Annotated in this window: 22 protein-coding genes; 20 read left to right on the plus strand and 2 right to left on the minus strand. The window is 38.1% G+C overall.

What is annotated here, in order from left to right; all coding sequences use genetic code 11:
- The first annotated feature begins 94 nt into the window (after positions 1–94).
- The 15 genes from IGJ27_RS03375 to recN all read left to right on the plus strand — a co-directional run bounded on the left by IGJ27_RS03375 (position 95) and on the right by recN (position 12,596).
- Positions 95–1,084 (plus strand): mannose/fructose/sorbose PTS transporter subunit IIA, encoded by a 990-nt coding sequence (locus IGJ27_RS03375; protein ID WP_010719802.1) that lies wholly within the window; start codon positions 95–97, stop codon positions 1,082–1,084.
- Between the two features lie 32 nt (positions 1,085–1,116).
- Positions 1,117–1,920 (plus strand): PTS mannose/fructose/sorbose transporter subunit IIC, encoded by an 804-nt coding sequence (locus IGJ27_RS03380; RefSeq protein ID WP_010719801.1) that lies wholly within the window; start codon positions 1,117–1,119, stop codon positions 1,918–1,920.
- 21 nt (positions 1,921–1,941) lie between these two features.
- Positions 1,942–2,856: a PTS system mannose/fructose/sorbose family transporter subunit IID gene (locus IGJ27_RS03385; protein WP_010719800.1), complete on the plus strand. Its 915-nt coding sequence runs from the start codon at positions 1,942–1,944 to the stop codon at positions 2,854–2,856.
- Positions 2,857–2,972: 116 nt separating this feature from the next.
- Positions 2,973–3,347, plus strand: coding sequence for a DUF956 family protein (locus IGJ27_RS03390; protein ID WP_010719799.1), 375 nt, complete (start codon positions 2,973–2,975; stop codon positions 3,345–3,347).
- A gap of 172 nt (positions 3,348–3,519) precedes the next feature.
- Positions 3,520–3,765: a GlsB/YeaQ/YmgE family stress response membrane protein gene (locus IGJ27_RS03395; RefSeq protein WP_010719798.1), complete on the plus strand. Its 246-nt coding sequence runs from the start codon at positions 3,520–3,522 to the stop codon at positions 3,763–3,765.
- Positions 3,766–3,954: 189 nt separating this feature from the next.
- Positions 3,955–5,019 (plus strand): M24 family metallopeptidase, encoded by a 1,065-nt coding sequence (locus IGJ27_RS03400; protein WP_010719797.1) that lies wholly within the window; start codon positions 3,955–3,957, stop codon positions 5,017–5,019.
- A gap of 235 nt (positions 5,020–5,254) precedes the next feature.
- Entirely contained in the window at positions 5,255–5,680 is a 426-nt protein-coding gene (locus tag IGJ27_RS03405; RefSeq protein WP_010719796.1) for an Asp23/Gls24 family envelope stress response protein, read from the plus strand.
- A complete protein-coding gene (gene nusB / locus IGJ27_RS03410) occupies positions 5,673–6,122 on the plus strand; it encodes a transcription antitermination factor NusB (RefSeq protein ID WP_010719795.1) in 450 nt (149 codons plus the stop codon). The genes IGJ27_RS03405 and nusB overlap by 8 nt, the downstream gene beginning before the upstream one ends.
- A 94-nt stretch (positions 6,123–6,216) precedes the next feature.
- Positions 6,217–7,062, plus strand: coding sequence for a bifunctional methylenetetrahydrofolate dehydrogenase/methenyltetrahydrofolate cyclohydrolase (locus tag IGJ27_RS03415; protein WP_094940963.1), 846 nt, complete (start codon positions 6,217–6,219; stop codon positions 7,060–7,062).
- On the plus strand, positions 7,063–8,403 hold the full coding sequence (gene xseA, locus IGJ27_RS03420) for an exodeoxyribonuclease VII large subunit (RefSeq protein WP_034698802.1): 1,341 nt from the start codon (positions 7,063–7,065) through the stop codon (positions 8,401–8,403). It abuts the gene before it with no gap.
- Between the two features lie 5 nt (positions 8,404–8,408).
- A complete protein-coding gene (locus tag IGJ27_RS03425; protein ID WP_010719792.1) occupies positions 8,409–8,633 on the plus strand; it encodes an exodeoxyribonuclease VII small subunit in 225 nt (74 codons plus the stop codon).
- Positions 8,633–9,517: a polyprenyl synthetase family protein gene (locus IGJ27_RS03430; protein WP_010719791.1), complete on the plus strand. Its 885-nt coding sequence runs from the start codon at positions 8,633–8,635 to the stop codon at positions 9,515–9,517. Before IGJ27_RS03425 ends, IGJ27_RS03430 begins: the two co-directional genes overlap by 1 nt.
- Before the next feature lie 14 nt (positions 9,518–9,531).
- On the plus strand, positions 9,532–10,350 hold the full coding sequence (locus IGJ27_RS03435; protein WP_010738204.1) for a TlyA family RNA methyltransferase: 819 nt from the start codon (positions 9,532–9,534) through the stop codon (positions 10,348–10,350).
- Between the two features lie 99 nt (positions 10,351–10,449).
- The gene (argR, locus tag IGJ27_RS03440; protein ID WP_010719789.1) at positions 10,450–10,899 is read left to right on the plus strand and encodes an arginine repressor; all 450 of its coding nucleotides are present in this window, start codon (positions 10,450–10,452) and stop codon (positions 10,897–10,899) included.
- A 17-nt stretch (positions 10,900–10,916) separates the two neighbouring features.
- Entirely contained in the window at positions 10,917–12,596 is a 1,680-nt protein-coding gene (recN, locus tag IGJ27_RS03445) for a DNA repair protein RecN (protein WP_010719788.1), read from the plus strand.
- A 222-nt stretch (positions 12,597–12,818) separates the two neighbouring features.
- Here recN and IGJ27_RS03450 read toward each other — a convergent pair whose 3' ends face one another.
- Together IGJ27_RS03450 and IGJ27_RS03455 are read right to left on the minus strand one after the other, a co-directional pair.
- Positions 12,819–12,935: a DUF4044 domain-containing protein gene (locus IGJ27_RS03450; protein WP_010719787.1), complete on the minus strand. Its 117-nt coding sequence runs from the start codon at positions 12,933–12,935 to the stop codon at positions 12,819–12,821.
- Positions 12,936–13,004: 69 nt separating this feature from the next.
- Positions 13,005–13,961, minus strand: a complete 957-nt coding sequence (locus IGJ27_RS03455; protein WP_010719786.1) for a magnesium transporter CorA family protein — start codon at positions 13,959–13,961, stop codon at positions 13,005–13,007.
- Between the two features lie 255 nt (positions 13,962–14,216).
- On the opposite strand from IGJ27_RS03455, the gene IGJ27_RS03460 reads away from it, so the two are divergent.
- From IGJ27_RS03460 to IGJ27_RS03480, 5 genes are all read left to right on the plus strand, one after another.
- Positions 14,217–14,585, plus strand: coding sequence for a DUF3397 domain-containing protein (locus IGJ27_RS03460; protein ID WP_010719785.1), 369 nt, complete (start codon positions 14,217–14,219; stop codon positions 14,583–14,585).
- A 171-nt stretch (positions 14,586–14,756) separates the two neighbouring features.
- Positions 14,757–15,188, plus strand: a complete 432-nt coding sequence (gene mraZ / locus IGJ27_RS03465; protein ID WP_014834189.1) for a division/cell wall cluster transcriptional repressor MraZ — start codon at positions 14,757–14,759, stop codon at positions 15,186–15,188.
- Between the two features lie 20 nt (positions 15,189–15,208).
- Positions 15,209–16,168 (plus strand): 16S rRNA (cytosine(1402)-N(4))-methyltransferase RsmH, encoded by a 960-nt coding sequence (gene rsmH, locus IGJ27_RS03470; protein WP_053766114.1) that lies wholly within the window; start codon positions 15,209–15,211, stop codon positions 16,166–16,168.
- Between the two features lie 4 nt (positions 16,169–16,172).
- On the plus strand, positions 16,173–16,568 hold the full coding sequence (gene ftsL, locus IGJ27_RS03475) for a cell division protein FtsL (protein WP_010719782.1): 396 nt from the start codon (positions 16,173–16,175) through the stop codon (positions 16,566–16,568).
- Positions 16,569–18,761 carry a penicillin-binding transpeptidase domain-containing protein gene (locus IGJ27_RS03480; protein WP_010719781.1) on the plus strand — a complete coding sequence of 731 codons (2,193 nt, stop codon included), beginning with the start codon at positions 16,569–16,571 and terminating at the stop codon, positions 18,759–18,761.
- Positions 18,762–18,781 lie beyond the last annotated feature (20 nt).

Consider the following 18,781-nt stretch of genomic DNA (forward strand, 5'->3'; position numbering starts at 1 on the left):
GTTGTTGGAAAATGGTCAAATTCATCTGTTGTAATGGTTAGCAATTATTTTAATATTTGATTTGTTACAACAAAAAGAAGTAGGAGGTATAAATATGGTAGGGATTATCCTTGCAAGTCATGGACAATTTGCTGAAGGTATCTTGCAATCAGGTTCAATGATTTTTGGCGAACAAGAAAACGTCAAAGCAGTCATTTTAAAACCAAGCGAAGGTCCAGATGACTTGAGAGCCAAATTAGAAGAGGCTGTTGCTTCTTTTGATAATCAAGACGAAGTATTGTTCTTAGTTGATTTATGGGGCGGAACACCGTTCAATCAATCAAACACATTGTTTGAAGAACACAAAGACAAATGGGCAATTGTTAGTGGTTTGAACTTGCCTATGTTGATCGAAGCTTATGCGTCACGTTTTTCAATGGAATCTGCTCAAGAAATTGCAGCACATATCATTGAAACAGCAAAAGATGGTGTGAAAGTGAAGCCAGAAGAGCTTGAACCACAAGAAGCACCAAAAGCAGAAGTTTCTGATGGACAACCTAAAGGTGCATTACCTGAAGGAACAGTAGTTGGCGACGGTAAGATTAAATATGTTTTAGCACGTGTTGACTCACGTTTATTACATGGTCAAGTTGCTACTGCATGGACAAAAGCTGTTCAACCAAATCGGATCATCGTTGTTTCAGATGCTGTATCAAAAGATGATTTACGTAAGAAATTGATCGAACAAGCTGCTCCTCCAGGGGTTAAAGCAAACGTTATCCCAATTTCTAAAATGATCGAAGTTGCTAAGGATCCAAGATTTGGGAATACAAAAGCTTTGCTATTGTTTGAAAATCCTGAAGACGTGTTGACAGCTGTTGAAGGCGGCGTTGACATCCAAGAATTAAACGTAGGTTCAATGGCCCACTCAGTTGGGAAAGTTGTCGTAAGTAAAGTTTTATCAATGGGCCCTGAAGACGTAGAGGCATTTGAAAAACTAGAAAGCAAAGGAGTTAAATTTGATGTACGTAAAGTACCAAATGACTCTCGCGACAATATGGACGAAATTCTTAAAAAAGCTAAGTCTGAATTATCTAAAGCATAATTCAAAAAACTAATATTTATAGGAGGCTTATCATGTCTATTATTTCAATGATTTTAGTCGTATTCGTTGCCTTTCTAGCAGGGATGGAAGGGATTCTGGATGAATTCCAATTTCATCAACCTCTAGTGGCATGTACATTAATAGGTTTAGTAACAGGTAACCTTGAAGCAGGTATCGTATTAGGTGGTACTCTTCAAATGATCGCTCTTGGCTGGGCAAATATCGGAGCTGCTGTAGCACCAGATGCTGCATTGGCATCAGTTGCATCTGCAATTATTTTAGTATTAGGTGGTCAAGGTGTTCGAGGCGTTCCATCAGCTATTGCTATCGCAGTACCACTTGCTGTTGCTGGTTTGTTCTTAACAATGATCGTACGTACAATCGCTGTTCCTATCGTTCACTTGATGGATGCTGCTGCTGAAGAAGGTAACATCCGCAAAGTTGAAATGTGGCACATCATTGCAGTATGTTTACAAGGTATCCGTATTGCAATTCCTGCTGGAGCATTATTATTCATCCCAGCTCAAACTGTTCAATCTTTCTTAGAATCAATGCCTGCATGGTTAACAGACGGTATGGCTATTGGTGGGGGAATGGTTGTTGCTGTAGGTTACGCATTAGTAATCAACATGATGGCAACTAAAGAAGTATGGCCATTCTTCGTTATCGGTTTTGTTGTAGCTGCAATTACTCAATTAACATTGATTGCCCTAGGTGCTTTAGGTGTTGCTTTAGCTCTTATCTACTTGAACCTTTCTAAAATGGGAGGCTCTTCAAATGGTGGCGGAGGAAGCAACTCAGGTGACCCTCTAGGCGACATTTTGAATGACTATTAATCTTGAAGGAGGAAAATAAAAATGGCAGAAGAAAAAATTACTTTATCTAAAAGAGACCGTTTAGCTGTTGCATGGCGTTCTACCTTCATTCAAGGTTCATGGAACTATGAACGTATGCAAAATGGTGGTTGGGCTTTCTCAATGATCCCAGCAATCAAAAAATTATACAAAACGAAAGAAGAGCGCACAGCAGCTCTTAAACGTCACTTAGAATTTTTCAACACACATCCATATATTGCTTCACCTATCTTGGGTGTTACGCTAGCATTAGAAGAAGAACGCGCAAATGGCGCTCCTGTTGACGATGTAGCGATCCAAGGGGTTAAAGTTGGTATGATGGGACCTCTTGCTGGTGTTGGTGACCCAGTATTCTGGTTTACTGTTCGTCCGATGTTAGGAGCTCTTGGTGCTTCTCTAGCAATGGGTGGTAATATTCTTGGACCAATCATCTTCTTCTTAGGTTGGAACATTATTCGTTGGTCATTCATGTGGTATACACAAGAATTTGGTTACAAAGCTGGTTCTAAAATCACAGATGATTTATCTGGTGGATTATTGCAAGACGTAACAAAAGGTGCATCTATCTTAGGGATGTTCGTATTAGCCGCCTTAGTACAGCGGTGGGTATCGATTAAATTCTTGCCAGTTGTATCAACTGTTAAGTTAGATAAAGGTGCTTACGTTGAGTGGGATAAATTACCTGCTGGTGGCGAAGGAATCAAGAGTGCTTTTGAACAAGTAAACAGTGGTCTAGCACTTAGTCCTGAAAAAGTAACAACTTTACAAGATAACTTAGATCAATTGATCCCAGGGTTAGCTGCTTTAGCATTGACATTACTATGCATGTGGTTATTGAAGAAAAAAGTTTCTCCAATTGTCATTATCTTAGGTCTATTCGTTGTCGGTGTAGTTGGCCATGTTGTTGGTCTTTTATAATAAGAATCTAGCTCGGGCGTAGCCCCGAGCTTTTTTTATCAAAAAGTGGATGCTGCTTGAGATTTCAACATTGAAACGATAGTATACTAGATAGATAAAATAATAGGAGTGATTAAATGGTTCAATCAATCAATACAAAAGTTGATTTGGTAATTGATGCCACTGCGTTTACTGGTTTGACTGATTATGGGAAAATCATGATTGGAGACCGAGGATTCGAATTTTATCATGCAAGAGACACTCGGAAATTTGTTCAAATCCCTTGGGAAGAGATTGATTACGTCATCGCATCCGTTATGTTCAAAGGAAAATGGATTCCGCGCTATGCCATTCAAACAAAGAAAAATGGTACATATACATTTTCTTCTAAAGAACCCAAAAAAGTACTTCGCGCTATCAGAAAATACGTAGATCCTAGTCGTATGGTTCAATCCTTGAGCTTTTTTGATGTAGTGAAACGTGGTGTCAAAAGTATCTTCAAACGCAAGTAGAAAAACACGAATGGATGCTCTTCGCAGCATGTCATTCGTGTTTTGTTTTGTGTTTCGCTTTTTCTTTTGTGTGCGGTGTCATTATCTAGGTCAGCTTCAACGCTGGTTCAATCATTTGCTCCTAATAATTTTCCTATGCTAGAATGAAACTGTAAAGAAGGAGGTTATTAGTATGGGTTGGATATGGACTTTAATCGTTGGTGCAGTCATCGGAGCCATTGCTGGAGCAATTACCAGTAAAGGAAATTCTATGGGTTGTATCACAAATATCATTGCTGGATTGATTGGTTCAAGTATCGGTCAAGCAATTTTTGGTAACTGGGGACCACATGCAGCTGGTATGGCACTTATTCCATCAATTTTAGGCGCAGTTATTTTAGTGGCAGTTGTTTCATTCTTTTTTGGGAAACGATCATAATCAAATAGATTAACGCTTAGCCAATAGTTTTGCAGATAGAAGTAAATAGTTAAGGCAAATCTGAAACTGATTTGTCTTAACTATTTTTGTTTTACTAAGTTTATTAAGAAAATTTGTTTTATCTGCTGTGTCAGAAAGAAAATTTGCTATAATAGAAAAAAGAGAGCAAAGAAAGAAGGAATTTCATTTATGATGCTACGAGTAGAAAAATTGCGTAAAAAGATGCAAGAAGAAAATTTAGATTCATTTTTGATCACTAGTCCTTATAATCTTCGTTATTTGACTAATTTTACTGGTACGACAGGCTTAGCGGTCATCACATTGGAAAAAGCCTTTTTTATTACTGACTTTCGTTATACCGAGCAAGCAGCAGCTCAAGCTCAAGGATTTGAGATCATCAAAAATGTAGGACCGATTTTTGAAGAAGTAGCTGACTTAGTTCAAAAAGAAGGACTACGTGAACTTGGTTTTGAAGAAACAACTGTTTCCTTCTTAGAATATTCGGTATTAGAAGAGATCATTGATGCGCAACTGATTCCTATTTCGGGCATGATTGAAGAACTTCGAGAAATCAAAGACGAAGAAGAAATTGCGATTATTGAAAAAGCTTGTAGTATTGCAGATTTGGCATATGACCATATTCTCAAGATGATTCAACCGGGAATGACAGAGATCGAAGTTGCCAACCAATTAGATTTTTATATGCGTTCACTTGGAGCGTCAGGTGTTTCTTTTGAAACAATCGTTGCTAGTGGTTTACGCTCAGCTATGCCGCATGGAGTTGCTAGCAAAAAAATCATTGAACAAGGCGATTTGATCACAATAGATTTTGGATGCTACTATGAAGGTTATGTTTCTGATATGACACGAACATTTGCGATTGGTGACCCAGGAGAACAATTAAAAGAAATTTATCAAATCGTTCTTGAAGCCCAACTAGCAGTTCTGGAAGTAGCTAAACCAGGAGTTACCGGTAAGCAACTAGATGCTGTAGCTAGAGATTACATTACGAAACATGGTTATGGCGAAGCTTTTGGACACTCAACAGGACATGGAATTGGCTTAGAGATCCATGAAGGACCCAATGTTTCAGTTCGAGCTGAGAAACAATTTGTTCCAGGAAATATTATTACCGACGAACCAGGCATTTACTTACCAGGTATCGGTGGCGTTAGAATCGAAGATGATTTATTGATTACTTCTGATGGAAATCGCGTGTTGACGCATTCACCAAAAGAGTTGATTATTTTATGATGAGCGTAGCCTAAAGCATCATTCACTCAGACTTTGTTATAGAAAATCACTTGATTTAATGATACACTATAGAAGACAGCAAGCTTTGAAAACAAAGCGTAATTTGTTTGAGAAAAAGACTCTCAAATAGGCAAGTGAACAGTTTACCTTTATACGTTTCGAATGAAGAATAAGTGAAAGAACGGTTCATTCGTAGGCAACAATCTGTGTAGAGGCAAAAGGAGGAATAGATAAAATGGCAGAGGACAAAAATTTAGTTTTGAATGCGACTCAAGAGCTTGGTGAAATTGTCATTGCGCCAGAAGTCATTGAAGTGATTATTGGTATCGCTGCTTCAAAAGTAGAAGGCGTTTATGGGATGCGTGGAACATTTGCCAGCAACGTAACGGAATTATTAGGGCGTGCAGCGCATGGTAAAGGTGTCTATTTAGTAAATGATGAAGATGGGTTAAAAGTAGATCTTTATTGCTATTTAGAATATGGGGTTTCTGTTCCCAGAGTAGCGATGGAAATGCAAGAACGCGTGAATCAGCAAGTTCTTTTCATGACAGACATTGCTTTAGCAGAAGTCAATGTTCATGTGGTAGCAGTCGTACCGGAAAAACTAGAACAACCAGCAATTGAAGAACTTTTTGAAGACGAAGAGGAAGAAAATGAATAAAGAATTATCAAGACACGAAATTCGTGAAATGGCTTTACAAGCATTATTTCCATTAGATTTTAATGCTGATTTGACCAAAGAAGACGCAATTTTCCATGCAATTGAGTTGGATCACAAAGAAATGATCAATGAAGAGGAGTCAGAGTTTGTTCCTGTTTATTTAGATACATTGGTTGGCGGTGTGTGTGCGAAAAAAGGCGAATTAGACCAAACCATTGAGAAGCACCTCAAAGGAAACTGGCGCATCAATCGTATCTCTAAGATGGATTTGATCATCTTGCGTATCGCCATCTTTGAAATGAAGTACATTGAAGATGTACCATCCGCAGTCGCATTGAATGAAGCCATTGAATTAGCCAAAACTTTTAGTGATGATCAATCACGTAAGTTTGTCAACGGTGTATTATCTAATGTTTTAAAAGAGATTGAAGCTGGGGCATAGTCCCAGCTTTTTTCTATGAAAACAAGGAAACGGGTTCTAAAAGCTTGTTTATCTATGGTAGAATGAAAGCACAAAAAAATCTGGGAGTGATCGTATGGCAGAATTGATTAATGGAAAAGAACTAGCTGAAAAAATGCAAGCAGAGATTGCGATAAAAGTGAGCGAATTAAAAACAAAATCGATCTCCCCCGGATTGGTCGTTTTATTAGTAGGAGAAAATCCAGCCAGTCAGGTTTATGTACGTAATAAAGAACGTTCCGCAAAATCAATCGGGATCCATTCAAAAGTTGAACGTTACCCAAGCACGATCTCTGAAGAAACGTTGTTAGCTGAAATCGAAAAATATAATCAAGACCCAAATTTTCACGGGATTCTTGTTCAGTTGCCATTGCCAAAACACATTGATGAAGAAAAAGTCTTATTAGCAATTGATCCTAAAAAAGATGTAGATGGTTTTCATCCAATGAATTTAGGACGATTATTAGCTGGTAACCCGGATAAGATTCCTTGTACGCCATATGGCATCATGAAAATGTTCGCAGCTTATGATATCGATTTGACAGGGAAGCGGGCGCTGGTGATCGGACGTAGCAATATTGTAGGGAAACCAATGGCACAATTATTATTGATGGCAGATGCTACAGTAACGATTGCTCATTCAAAAACGGCTAACCTTGCTGAACTTGCAAAAGAAGCTGATATTTTAGTTGTAGCGATTGGGCGAGGCCATTTTGTTACTAAGGAATTTATCAAACCAGGCGCAGTGGTGATCGATGTTGGTATGAATCGTGATGAGCATGGGAAATTGATCGGTGATGTAAAATTTGATGAAGTAGAACCTTTAGCAAGCTATATCACTCCAGTCCCTAAAGGAGTAGGACCTATGACGATTACGATGCTGATGTATCAAACCGTGCTGGCTGCTGAAGCAGGTGAGTAGATGACACAAGAATATTTAACAGTAACCACATTAACCAAGTATTTAAAAAGGAAATTTGATGTAGACCCTTATCTTGAAAGGGTCTATTTAACAGGTGAAATCTCGAATTTTCGTTTGAGAGCAAATGCACATCAATATTTTAGTTTAAAAGATGACCATGCAAAAATCTCAGCAATCATGTTTAAAGGTGCATTTCAAAAATTGCGGTTCCAGCCCAAAGAAGGGATGAAAGTATTAGTTGTCGGACGGATCTCTCTTTATGAAGCTTCTGGTTCTTATCAGATTTACGTTGAACACATGGAACCTGATGGTGTAGGAGCGCTATATCAAGAATTAGAAGAACGAAAAGAAAAATTGCGAAAAGAAGGTCTTTTTAAGCCGGAACATAAGCAAGCTCTTCCACGTTTTCCAAAAAGAATTGCAGTTTTGACCAGTCCAAGCGGTGCAGTTATCCGAGATATCATCACAACTGTCAAAAGACGTTACCCCATCGCCCAACTCGTCCTATTCCCCACGGTGGTGCAAGGAAATCAAGCAGCTGACAATATCGTTGAAAATATCCGTCGTGTTGAAGAACTGGGAGATTTCGACACGATGATCATTGGGCGTGGCGGCGGATCGATTGAAGACTTGTGGCCATTTAATGAAGAAAGAGTAGCACGTGCCATTTTTGAGGCACGAACACCTGTGATTTCTTCAGTTGGGCATGAGACGGATACTACTATTGCTGATTTAGCAGCAGATGTACGAGCAGCCACACCGACGGCGGCAGCTGAATTAGCTGTTCCTGTTTTATCTGAAGTATTGTTGAAGCTGAAAGAACGGCAAGCAAGGCTTGAACAGGCCTTTTTGCGTCAAATTCAACGCAAACAAGAACGTTTTGAACGAGCAAAACAATCATATGTTTTCCGTCAACCGGAACGTCTGTATGAAGGACAAACAATTAAGCTTGATCAGTTCAAACAGCGCTTGTTCCAAGCGACACAACAAATTTATCATTTGAAAGAAAAACAAACGGTTCGCTTGAACCATCAGTTGGCACAAGTTGCACCGACTTATCGAGTGAAATCTGCCAAGCAAGAAACAGACTACTTAGAGAAGCGGTTAGCTGAAAAAATGGAACAATATATGCAGAGCCAGCAGCAACGTTTCCAACAAGCGATTCAATCATTAGATTTGCTTAGTCCGTTGAAAATCATGGGGCGAGGATACAATTACACAACAATCGAAGGGCGTGTCGTGAAAAGTGTGACAGAGATGAAGCCTGAGGATACGATCACGATCCATTACCAAGACGGACAAGTGAATGCTACGGTACAAGAAGTAGAAGAAGGAGAATGATCAATATGGAAAATCCGACATTTGAGGAATCATTACAAGAATTAGAAAAAATTGTCATGGAATTAGAACAAGGTGATGTACCTTTAGAATCTGCTTTAGATGCTTTTAAACGAGGAATGGAATTAAGTAAGCATTGCCAAGATACTTTAACTAAAGCTGAAAAAACCTTGACGAAAATGATGTCAGAGGCAAATGAAGAAGTTACTTTTGAAGGAAATGAGGAAGCATAATGAAGTTGGCTGATTTTTCAACGATCCATCTATCTTCTGTAGAAGAAGAAATTGTTTCTTTTCTAAATGACTACACTTCTGATGAACAGTTGAAAGAAAGTATGCTTTATTCCGTTCGCGCTGGAGGCAAACGGATTCGTCCTTTGCTTTTACTGAGTACAGTAGCTGCGTTTGGCGAATCGATCAATACAACAACTTATCAAGTAGCAGCTGCTTTGGAAATGATCCACACGTATTCGTTGATTCACGATGATCTTCCGGCAATGGACAATGATGATCTACGCCGCGGAAAACCAACAAACCATAAAGTCTACGGGGAAGCACTGGCTATTTTAGCAGGAGATGGGTTATTGACAGGTGCCTTTCAACTCATCAGTATGGCTCATTTAGCGAACTCACCAAAACTTTTACTGCTGCAACAATTAGCAATCAATGCTGGTACCCAAGGGATGGTTGCTGGTCAAGCAGCGGATATCGAGGGAGAAACAAAACAATTAACATTAGAGGAATTAATGTTTATCCACGAAAGAAAAACTGGTCGCTTGATGCACTACGCTTTATTAGCGGGAGGAGTATTAGCAAACCAACCGGAGGAAGTTTTAGCTAGCCTACAAAAATTAGCCAGTCATCTAGGACTTGCTTTTCAAATCCGTGATGATCTGCTCGATGTGGTTAGCACGACTGAAGTATTAGGTAAAACAGCTGGTAAAGATGCTAAAATGGAAAAAACGACCTATCCAGGTTTATTAGGTATCGAAGAAACAAAAAGCGCACTTGAAAATGAGATTGATGCGGCGAATCGAATGATTGATCAGTTAGAACAAACGGTGTGTTCATTTGATGGGCAACTTTTACGTCAATTAGTTCAGCAATTCAGTGTATAGAAATGGAGAAAAAAATGGAAAAAGAACGCGTAGACGTTTTAGCAGTCAAACAAGGCTTGTTTGAAACGAGAGAGCAAGCCAAACGTTCAGTTATGGCTGGTTTGATCTATAACGAAAAAAATGAACGTTTCGATAAGCCAGGGGAAAAAATCCCTGTAAGTAGTGAATTACAGATCAAAGGCAAAAAATTACCTTATGTTTCTCGTGGAGGATTGAAATTAGAAAAGGCACTAAAGGTCTTTGATTTATCTGTAGAAGGTAAAATATTATTGGATATTGGAGCATCAACGGGTGGTTTTACCGATGCGGCTTTACAAAATGGTGCAAAAATGAGTTATGCTCTGGATGTTGGGTATAATCAATTAGCTTGGAAAATCAGACAAGATGAACGAGTTGTAGTAATGGAAAGAGCGAATTTTCGTTATGCCAAACCAGAAGATTTTCAAGAAGGAACCCCAGAGATTGCCGTCATCGATGTATCATTCATTTCTTTACGTTTGATGTTAGTGCCATTACACGAAATTTTAGTTGACGGTGGCGAAGTGATTGCTTTGATCAAACCACAATTTGAAGCGGGGAAAGAAGCAGTTGGCAAGAATGGGATCGTTCGTGACCCTCAGACACATGTACAAGTGATTGAGGATATTTTACACTTTGCTGCGATGCATGGGTATGATGTATTAGATTTAAGTTATTCGCCAATAACCGGTGGAGAAGGGAACATTGAATTTTTAGCCCATTTGAAAAAAGTTTCTGATCAAGGAACGTTATCTCCAGATGTGGCGCCCGAAAAAATCGTCCAAGAAGCCCACAACCAGTTTAACCACAAATAATGACGGGCAAGCAATAAAGAAGACAGCGGATTCTTCTTTATTAAGCGTTTGAAATAAGCTATCATAGTAAGGAAGAATACGTAAAGGAGCGAAGAACGTATGCGAAAAAAAGATCGGCATCGTTTGATTACCCGGCTACTAAATGAAAATGATATCAGAAAACAAGAAGAATTTGTGGAGATCCTGAAAAACAAAGGGATTTCAGTGACGCAGGCAACGATTTCCAGAGATATCAAAGAACTCAAACTCATCAAAGTTCCTGCAGCTGATGGAGGTTATCGCTATAGTCTTCCTGCAGAAACTACTGAAGACGTTAGTACGAAATTAGAAAAGTTATTGAAAGATGCATTTGTGGCTGTTGATCAAATGGAAAAATTCGTCATTTTAAAAACTTTACCAGGCAACGCTTCTGCTGCGGCTAATTTAATTGATAAACGATATAAAAAAGAATTGTTTTCCATCATTAATGATGACGATAATGTGTTGATGATCACACGAACAGAAGAAGATGCAGTTGCATTGAAAATGGATTTTTTACATTACCTTTGAGTTGAGGAGTGGTTGCCTTGTTACAAGAGATCAGTATTACTAATTTTGCGATTATTCCGGAATTGCATTTGTCTTTCCATAAAGGAATGACAGCTCTAACTGGCGAGACCGGGGCAGGTAAATCGATTATCATTGATGCCCTTGGATTACTGGCTGGTGGTAGAGGCTCCAGTGATTATATTCGCCAAGGAGCCGATAAGTGTATCTTAGAAGGGTTGTTTGAATGGCCAAGTCAAGAAGGATTTACTGAATTGATGGAAGAACTTGGCATCGAATCAGATGGTGATAACTTGATTGTTCGTCGTGATATGGCATTAACGGGTAAAAATGTCTGCCGAGTCAATGGACATATTGTTACGCTGGCAAACCTTAGAAGGATCGGAAGTTATCTAGTTGATATTCAAGGACAAAATGAACACCAGGAGCTATTACAACCAGAAGCCCATTTAAATTTATTGGATCGTTTTGGTGATCGTACTTTTCAACAACAAAAGAAAAAATATCAAAAAGAGTATGCTATCTATCGTGAGCTCGAACGAAAAATGCGGAAAGTCCAACAAAATGAAAAATCATTTGTTCAACGGATCGACATGCTTCATTTTCAACAAGAAGAAATCGCAGCAGCTGATTTACAAGTTGGCGAAGAGGAACAGTTAAGCGAGGAAAGAGAAAAATTAAGCAATTATCAAAAGATCGTGGATAGTTTTGCTAGTGGTTATAGTGCATTGAGTGCGGGAGAACCCAGTAGTGTGGATAACGTTGGTTTAGCTGTTTCTGAACTACAAAGCATTGCTCATCTAGATAATGAATATGAAGCAATCGTTGAGAATGTTCAAAGTGCTTATTATTTACTTCAAGATGCCATTGGTGACATGAGTCGCCAAATCGATCTGCTGGAATTGGATGAAAACCGATTAGAAGAAGTCAATCAACGGCTTGAATTGATTCGTCAGTTGAAACGCAAATATGGGGAGTCAGTGGAAGCAATCCTTGATTATTACGAAGAAATCACTAAAGAACTGGATTCTTCTGATTTCTCAGAAGGTCAACTAGAAAAAATGCAACTGGAATTAACTAAAAAAGAAACGTTCTTGCAAGAACAAGCATTAGCACTGCATAAAACAAGAAAAAAAATCGCTAAAGAACTAGAAAAATCAATCTTAACGGAATTAAAAAGTCTGTATATGGAAAACACGGAGTTTGAAGTCCGTTTTTCATCTGAAAAAAATGGACAATTAGATGCTAATGGATTGGACCAAGTGGAATTTTACATAACCACAAATCCTGGAGAACCATTGAAGCCATTAGTAAAAGTTGCCTCAGGCGGGGAACTATCACGTATGTTGTTGGCGTTAAAAACTATTTTTTCTTCAGAACAAGGTGTGACTAGTATCATTTTTGATGAAGTGGATACAGGAGTAAGCGGTCGAGTTGCCCAAGCGATTGCAGATAAGATCTCACAGATCTCATGTCACTCACAAGTTTTGTGTATTACCCATCTACCGCAAGTCGCTGCAGTTGCCGATTTTCAATACTATATTCAAAAAGAAGTCATTGATGGGCGTACCCAAACATCGGTTACCGAACTACAACCCACACAACGAGAGACCGAAATTGCCCGAATGTTAGCTGGAAGTGAAATTACCCCACTAACAGTCGAGCATGCCAAAGAATTATTACGCTTAGCAAGTAAATAGAAAAATAGGTAGAAGCCTGAGCAGTCTAAGAGAAGAGGATATCTTAGAATGAACAGTTATTTGACTCAGAGATGCTACTTGTATGGCAGCAACTAAAACGACACTTGGCTTTCTTATAAAAAACGAACCATTAGCAAGCGAACATTCTTTCCTAGCAGGGTAAAAAACAAGTCCCGCACTTCTTTTTAGGAAGTGCGGGACTTATTGGTTTTTAAGCCATTCTTACATGACACTCATAACTGCAGTCAAGACAACTGAACCAATCGTTAAGATCAACATGGTCCAAACAACGAATTTAGTGATTTTTGAAAAAGTACTTGTTTGTTTATTCTCGCGCATAATTTTTACCTCGAAATTTTTTAGTTGTCTTTAGTTTAACTCCTTTTACTTTTCTTCACAAGGGGACGGTTACAAAAACTTTCCCTTTTTTAAATAATAAGCAGTAGCGATACTGATAAAAATCATCAGTAGAATAATCCATAAAAACGCATCGTCCCTTCCTGCAATAGGAAGCTTGATATTCATTCCATATAGACTACCAATGATGGTCGGGATCGTTAAGATGATCGTTAGAGAAGTTAAAATTTTCATAATATTGTTTAGATTATTAGAAACAATCGCTGAAAAGGTTTGATTCATTTGTTCAACTAGTTTTAATTGAATTCGAGCGGTAGTGCGTGATTGTTCGGTTTCAATAATCACATCATGGAGATGATTTTTTAAAGCGTGGTTTTCTTGAATCGTTTTGTTTTTTACTAAGGTTTTTAAAGTGGTCAAGTTAGCCGTTGTTGCTTCTTTGAAATAAACCAAGCTTTTTTGGATATCCATGATTTGATACAGTTGACTATTTTCTGTTGAGACACGCAATTGTTTTTCCAAGACATCGCATTGTGATTGTAAGGTGCTGAGATAAGTATTGTAGGAAAAAGTAATTTGCCACAATAATTGCATGAAGATATTTAAGTTGGCTGGTAAATCATTTTCAGTAAAAGCTTGACTAAATACTTTTTTCAAAAAGAGTGGTTCATGATTCGTAATTGTGATAAGCTTTTTTTTAGGTGTCACAATAATAGAAAAAGGGTAAGTATCTACTTGAAAATAGCCGCTTGGGCTTGTTTTTGGAAACGGGTATTGCAATAATAATAACGCTGGTTTTGTTAATTTAGTCTGATTAAATTCTTCTTCTCGTGAATTTTCAGCATCGTCTAAAATAGAAGTAATGTAATCAGACGGAATTTGAAATTGGTGTGTGATTTGTTGGATTTCATCTTCACTTGGACGTTCGACGCAATACCAAATCGTATCTGCTGTTTCTTTTTGAGTATTGACCAATTGTCGATCCTCGATAGAAAAATACTTGATCATTTTTGAACCTCCTAATACGCTCTTTCATCTATTATAACGAATATCAGAATAGAACACAGTGAAAGAGCTTGGAAAATGGGATTGGCTAGGAACAGGAAAAAGGTAGTATTAAAGGAGTGGACTCATACAATTTGGATTAGATTTTTATCTAAGAAGTAAAAATAGTAGAAAACTTTATAAATTTAAAATAAATGAAATAGTTGTGTAAAATACATCAGGTATACTTGAACCAACTATGAAAGGGAGTTTTGTTAGATGGGCACTTTTACGCCACTTGTTTTATTTTGGTATATCTTTCCAGCCATCGTGTTGTTTGGCTGTAATTTTTTAGTGAAAATTTTTTCATTAGATCGTCGTTTTAAAATCAAAGCGCCTGATCTTGCCGTTCCTTTTTTATGGGGAGGGATGCATGCATTGTCACGCAATTCTGCGACAGTTTCCTTCCTGCCTTTCTTTATGATTTCACTTTTGTTGATGGCGATTTGTATCGCTGTATTCCAGGCGTATTACTATGATGAAATTATCTATTCACGTTATCTTAAAATGACTTGGCGTTTAGCTTTCTTGTTAACAAGTGGTTTTTATGTCGTTTTAATCGTCTTAAATCTTCTCTCGTATCTTTGATAAAAAGCCAATCAAGCTGTAAAAAGACTTTTTAAAGACTTTTTACAGCTTGATTCTTAAAATTTTTTTTACTAATAAAAAAGTTATTCTCTGATTTCCCATAAAAGGTGGTAGAAAGTGGGGGATTGTGGTAGACTAATTTTAGTTAGTGGAGAGATGGGGGTAGTTTCAATGTTCATGGGCGAATTTCGGCATAATATTGATACAAAAGGTCGTATGATCGTACCTTCAAAACTTCGTGAAGAGTTAGGTGAACAATTCGTTCTCACGCGTGGATTAGATGGCTGTCTTTTTGGCTATCCAATGAAAGAGTGGGCGAATTTAGAAACAAAACTGAACGACATGCCTTTAGCGAAAAAAGATGCTCGAACTTTTGTGCGTTTTTTTTACTCGGCGGCCACTGAATGTGAATTAGATAAACAAGGACGGATCAACATTCCCAGTACATTAAGAAACTACGCTGCTTTAACGAAAGAATGTGTTGTCATTGGTGTATCCAATCGAATCGAGATTTGGGATGAGGCACGATGGCAAGAATTTTCTGAAGTGGCAGCAGAAAACTTTGATGAAATTGCTGAAAATATGATTGATTTTGGACTATAAGAATAGGAAGAGGCTGACTAATGACTGAGACATTTCAACACTATACAGTCATGTTGAAAGAAACGGTAGATGGCTTGAACATCAAACCAGATGGCATTTATGTAGACTGTACACTAGGCGGTGCCGGACATAGTGAATATCTTTTGAGCCAATTAAATACAAACGGGCACCTTTATGCATTCGATCAGGATCAAAAAGCCATTGATCATGCAAAAGTACGGTTAGCCCCATACATTGAAAAAGGTATGGTTACTTTTATCAAAGCGAATTTTCGTGAATTAGAAGCAAAAATAAAAGAGCATGTTCCTCAAGTCGATGGTATTTTGTATGATTTAGGCGTATCTTCTCCACAATTAGATGAAGCTGAACGAGGTTTTAGTTATCATCAGGATGCTCCTTTGGATATGCGTATGGATCAATCAGCACCTCTGTCAGCGTATGACGTTGTTAATGAGTATTCCTATAATGAATTAGTAAAAATCTTCTTTCGTTATGGCGAAGAAAAATTTTCTAAACAAATTGCTCGAGAAATTGAACGAGTAAGAAAAATCCATCCGATCCAAACAACTGGTGAATTAGTAGAAATCATTAAAGATGTGATTCCTGCACCAGCAAGAAGAAAAGGTGGACACCCAGCTAAACGAATTTTCCAAGCAATAAGAATTGCAGTAAATGATGAATTAGGTGCAGAAGAAGCTTCATTAGAACAGGCGATTCGGCTATTAAAAATCAATGGAAGAATCAGTGTGATCACCTTCCATTCATTAGAAGATCGAATTGTCAAAAGTATGTTCAAAGAATACAGTACCGTTCAAGATTTACCACCCGGATTACCGGTTGTTCCTGAAGAATTTCAGCCAGAGCTGAAGTTGATTAATCGAAAACCGATTCTTCCATCAGAAGAAGAACTAAGTGAAAATAATCGATCACGTAGTGCAAAATTACGGATTGCTGAAAAAATACGAGTGAAAGAGGAGTAGCGTAATGGCAGAATTAAAAAAAGTCCAAGAATATCCATATGATTTACCAGAAGTGGTTGATCAACCAGAACAACAATTGCCAGATTCAAATCAAGAAATCGTACGCCCTCAATCACCGGCTAAACGCCTAAAACATATTTCTGTTTTAGAAAAATTAGCAGTAGTAAGTATTATTTTTTCAGTGATCGCACTATGTGTCTTAACAGTCATGTTACGAACAAATATTAGTGGTGTCGAAAAAGCAATCACAACGATTCAAACAGAGATCACTCAAAAAAACCAAGAAAAAACTAGTTTAGTACAGGAAAAAAATGAATTATCACGTACTGAACGAATCAAAAAAATCGCAGAAGAAAAAGGGTTGTCAATCAATGACGACAATTTAAGGAAAGTGAAGTAAATGAGTCTTAAAAATAAATTCCGGCGGTTTATGGAAAAGAAAAATCTAAATCCGACGAACAATCGCAAAAAAGTAGGTATCATTTTATTTGCTACGAGTATTGGATTGTTCTTTTTATTTGCCGTTCGTTTTTCTTATATCGTGATCGGTGGTCACGTGGCAGGAACCTCTTTGGCAGAAAAGACCGAACAACTTTACAAAGGGAGCGAGGTCGTAAAAGCAAAACGTGGAACGATCTATGATCGGAATGGGGTCGCTTTGGCAGAAGATGCCACTTCTTACTCAATCAAAGCAATCCTTTCAAAAACTTATACTTCTGGTGACAAAAAATTGTATGCCGAAGAAAAGAACTTTGACAAAATCGCCGAGATACTAAATAAAAATCTCTCTATAGAAAAGAACGATGCCTTACAAATCTTAAAAGATGGCGCCAAAAATAATCTATATCAAGTTGAATTTGGTTCTTATGGAAAAAATATCAGTCAAGAGACCAAACAGAATATAGAAGACGATATGAAGAAAGCAGGAGTAGTCGGTCTGTATTTTGAAGATCATCCCGCACGGATGTATCCTAACGGCGAATTTGCTTCCCACTTTATCGGCTATGCTGTTCCAGATAAAAATGAAAATGGCTTAGTTGGAAAGCTCGGACTAGAAGCTGCTTATAATGATATTTTAAGTGGTAAAAATGGGAAGATCGTTTACCAAAAAGACAACTACCAAAATCCTCTACCAGGAACAGTGGCAGAAGAAGTGAAAGCAGTTGACGGACAAGATATCTATACGACGTTGGATAGTCGTTTACAAAGTTACCTTGAAACGCTTATGGATCAAGTGAATGAAGAATACCAACCAGAAGAATTAACAGCCATGTTGATGAAAGCGAAAACTGGAGAAATTCTAGCAATGGGTCAACGACCTACTTTTAATCCTGAAACGATGGAAGGCTTAACCGGCAAGGATGCTGTTTGGCGTAATTTCTTAGTGCAAGATAGCTATGAGCCTGGTTCAACTATGAAAGTCTTCACGACTGCAGCAGCGATCCAAGAAGGAAAATTCAATGAGAATGAAACGTACCAATCTGGGAAAATAAAAGTTGCTGATGCGACGATCAACGACCACGATTTTGGAGCAAAAGGAGTTCTTACGATGCGACAAGCGTTATCTTGGTCAAGTAATGTTGGGATGGTAATGCTAGAGCAACGAATGGGCGGTACTTGGTACAACTACCTACAAAAATTAGGCTTTGGTCAAAGTACTCATTCAGGTCTAGATGATGAAGTAAATGGTGCTTTGCCAACAGAAAATATCGTTGACCGCGCAATGAGTTCTTATGGGCAAGCGATTGGTGTTACAAATTTCCAAATGATGAAAGCTTTCACTTCCGTCGCAAATAATGGAACGATGATCCAACCACGCTACATCAGTAAAGTTGTAGATCCTGCAACGAATGAAGAGCGTACAACGCAAACGGAAGTATTGGGGCAACCATTTTCAAAAGAAACGACCGAAAAAGTACGAGAATATATGCGTGACGTAGTTGAAAGCGAAAATTATGGTAGTGCATATGGGGTATATAGTGTGCCGGGTTATAATGTTTCAGCTAAAACTGGTACGGCACAGATTGCTTCTGATAAAGGTGGGTACCAAACTGGCGATACAGCATACTTATATTCCATCGTCGAAATGGTTCCATCTGAAGATCCAGAGTATGTTTTATACATTACGATGAAACATCCTAAGACTTACGATCGAATGGCTTTAGCTAAAATCGCTAATCCATTGATGAAACGTGCGATGGACTTCCAAGAAAGTGAAGAAGAAAATTCACCAGAAGCAAAAACAGAAAAAATCACTGTAGCAGATTACCGTAATCTAAGTGCTGACGTTGCCGCAGCAGATGCACAGAAAAGTGGATTGCAACCTATCGTTGTAGGTGATGGGAAAAAAGTGAAGAAACAATCTACTGCAAATGGTGATCAATTGATTTCTGGCGAAAAACTGATCTTGTATACAGGCGGAGAAAAGCTAATGCCTGATGTCACCGATTGGTCCAAAGCAGATATTATGAAGTTAGGGAAAATCTTAGGGGTTGAAGTCACCTTCCATGGCGATGGTTACTGTAAGGAGCAAAGTTTAGCACCCTATGAAAAAATCACTGATAAAAAATTAAGTTTTACATTAGAAGAATAAGAATAGAATTGGGAGAGAAA

It is taken from the genome of Enterococcus sp. DIV1726a (assembly GCF_051710985.1).
GTDB lineage: Bacteria > Bacillota > Bacilli > Lactobacillales > Enterococcaceae > Enterococcus_B > Enterococcus_B hirae.

What these genes read in the sequence shown, in the direction of transcription:
- IGJ27_RS03425 (WP_010719792.1), top strand. Translation starts at nt 8,409, where the DNA reads ATGGAAAATCCGACATTTGAGGAATCATTACAAGAATTAGAAAAAATT.
- IGJ27_RS03400 (WP_010719797.1), top strand. Translation starts at nt 3,955, where the DNA reads ATGATGCTACGAGTAGAAAAATTGCGTAAAAAGATGCAAGAAGAAAAT.
- IGJ27_RS03385 (WP_010719800.1), top strand. Translation starts at nt 1,942, where the DNA reads ATGGCAGAAGAAAAAATTACTTTATCTAAAAGAGACCGTTTAGCTGTT.
- IGJ27_RS03415 (WP_094940963.1), top strand. Translation starts at nt 6,217, where the DNA reads ATGGCAGAATTGATTAATGGAAAAGAACTAGCTGAAAAAATGCAAGCA.
- IGJ27_RS03375 (WP_010719802.1), top strand. Translation starts at nt 95, where the DNA reads ATGGTAGGGATTATCCTTGCAAGTCATGGACAATTTGCTGAAGGTATC.
- IGJ27_RS03380 (WP_010719801.1), top strand. Translation starts at nt 1,117, where the DNA reads ATGTCTATTATTTCAATGATTTTAGTCGTATTCGTTGCCTTTCTAGCA.
- IGJ27_RS03405 (WP_010719796.1), top strand. Translation starts at nt 5,255, where the DNA reads ATGGCAGAGGACAAAAATTTAGTTTTGAATGCGACTCAAGAGCTTGGT.
- IGJ27_RS03435 (WP_010738204.1), top strand. Translation starts at nt 9,532, where the DNA reads ATGGAAAAAGAACGCGTAGACGTTTTAGCAGTCAAACAAGGCTTGTTT.
- mraZ (WP_014834189.1), top strand. Translation starts at nt 14,757, where the DNA reads ATGTTCATGGGCGAATTTCGGCATAATATTGATACAAAAGGTCGTATG.
- IGJ27_RS03395 (WP_010719798.1), top strand. Translation starts at nt 3,520, where the DNA reads ATGGGTTGGATATGGACTTTAATCGTTGGTGCAGTCATCGGAGCCATT.
- ftsL (WP_010719782.1), top strand. Translation starts at nt 16,173, where the DNA reads ATGGCAGAATTAAAAAAAGTCCAAGAATATCCATATGATTTACCAGAA.
- IGJ27_RS03480 (WP_010719781.1), top strand. Translation starts at nt 16,569, where the DNA reads ATGAGTCTTAAAAATAAATTCCGGCGGTTTATGGAAAAGAAAAATCTA.
- IGJ27_RS03430 (WP_010719791.1), top strand. Translation starts at nt 8,633, where the DNA reads ATGAAGTTGGCTGATTTTTCAACGATCCATCTATCTTCTGTAGAAGAA.
- argR (WP_010719789.1), top strand. Translation starts at nt 10,450, where the DNA reads ATGCGAAAAAAAGATCGGCATCGTTTGATTACCCGGCTACTAAATGAA.
- rsmH (WP_053766114.1), top strand. Translation starts at nt 15,209, where the DNA reads ATGACTGAGACATTTCAACACTATACAGTCATGTTGAAAGAAACGGTA.
- IGJ27_RS03390 (WP_010719799.1), top strand. Translation starts at nt 2,973, where the DNA reads ATGGTTCAATCAATCAATACAAAAGTTGATTTGGTAATTGATGCCACT.
- xseA (WP_034698802.1), top strand. Translation starts at nt 7,063, where the DNA reads ATGACACAAGAATATTTAACAGTAACCACATTAACCAAGTATTTAAAA.
- IGJ27_RS03460 (WP_010719785.1), top strand. Translation starts at nt 14,217, where the DNA reads ATGGGCACTTTTACGCCACTTGTTTTATTTTGGTATATCTTTCCAGCC.
- nusB (WP_010719795.1), top strand. Translation starts at nt 5,673, where the DNA reads ATGAATAAAGAATTATCAAGACACGAAATTCGTGAAATGGCTTTACAA.
- IGJ27_RS03450 (WP_010719787.1), bottom strand. Translation starts at nt 12,935, where the DNA reads ATGCGCGAGAATAAACAAACAAGTACTTTTTCAAAAATCACTAAATTC.
- IGJ27_RS03455 (WP_010719786.1), bottom strand. Translation starts at nt 13,961, where the DNA reads ATGATCAAGTATTTTTCTATCGAGGATCGACAATTGGTCAATACTCAA.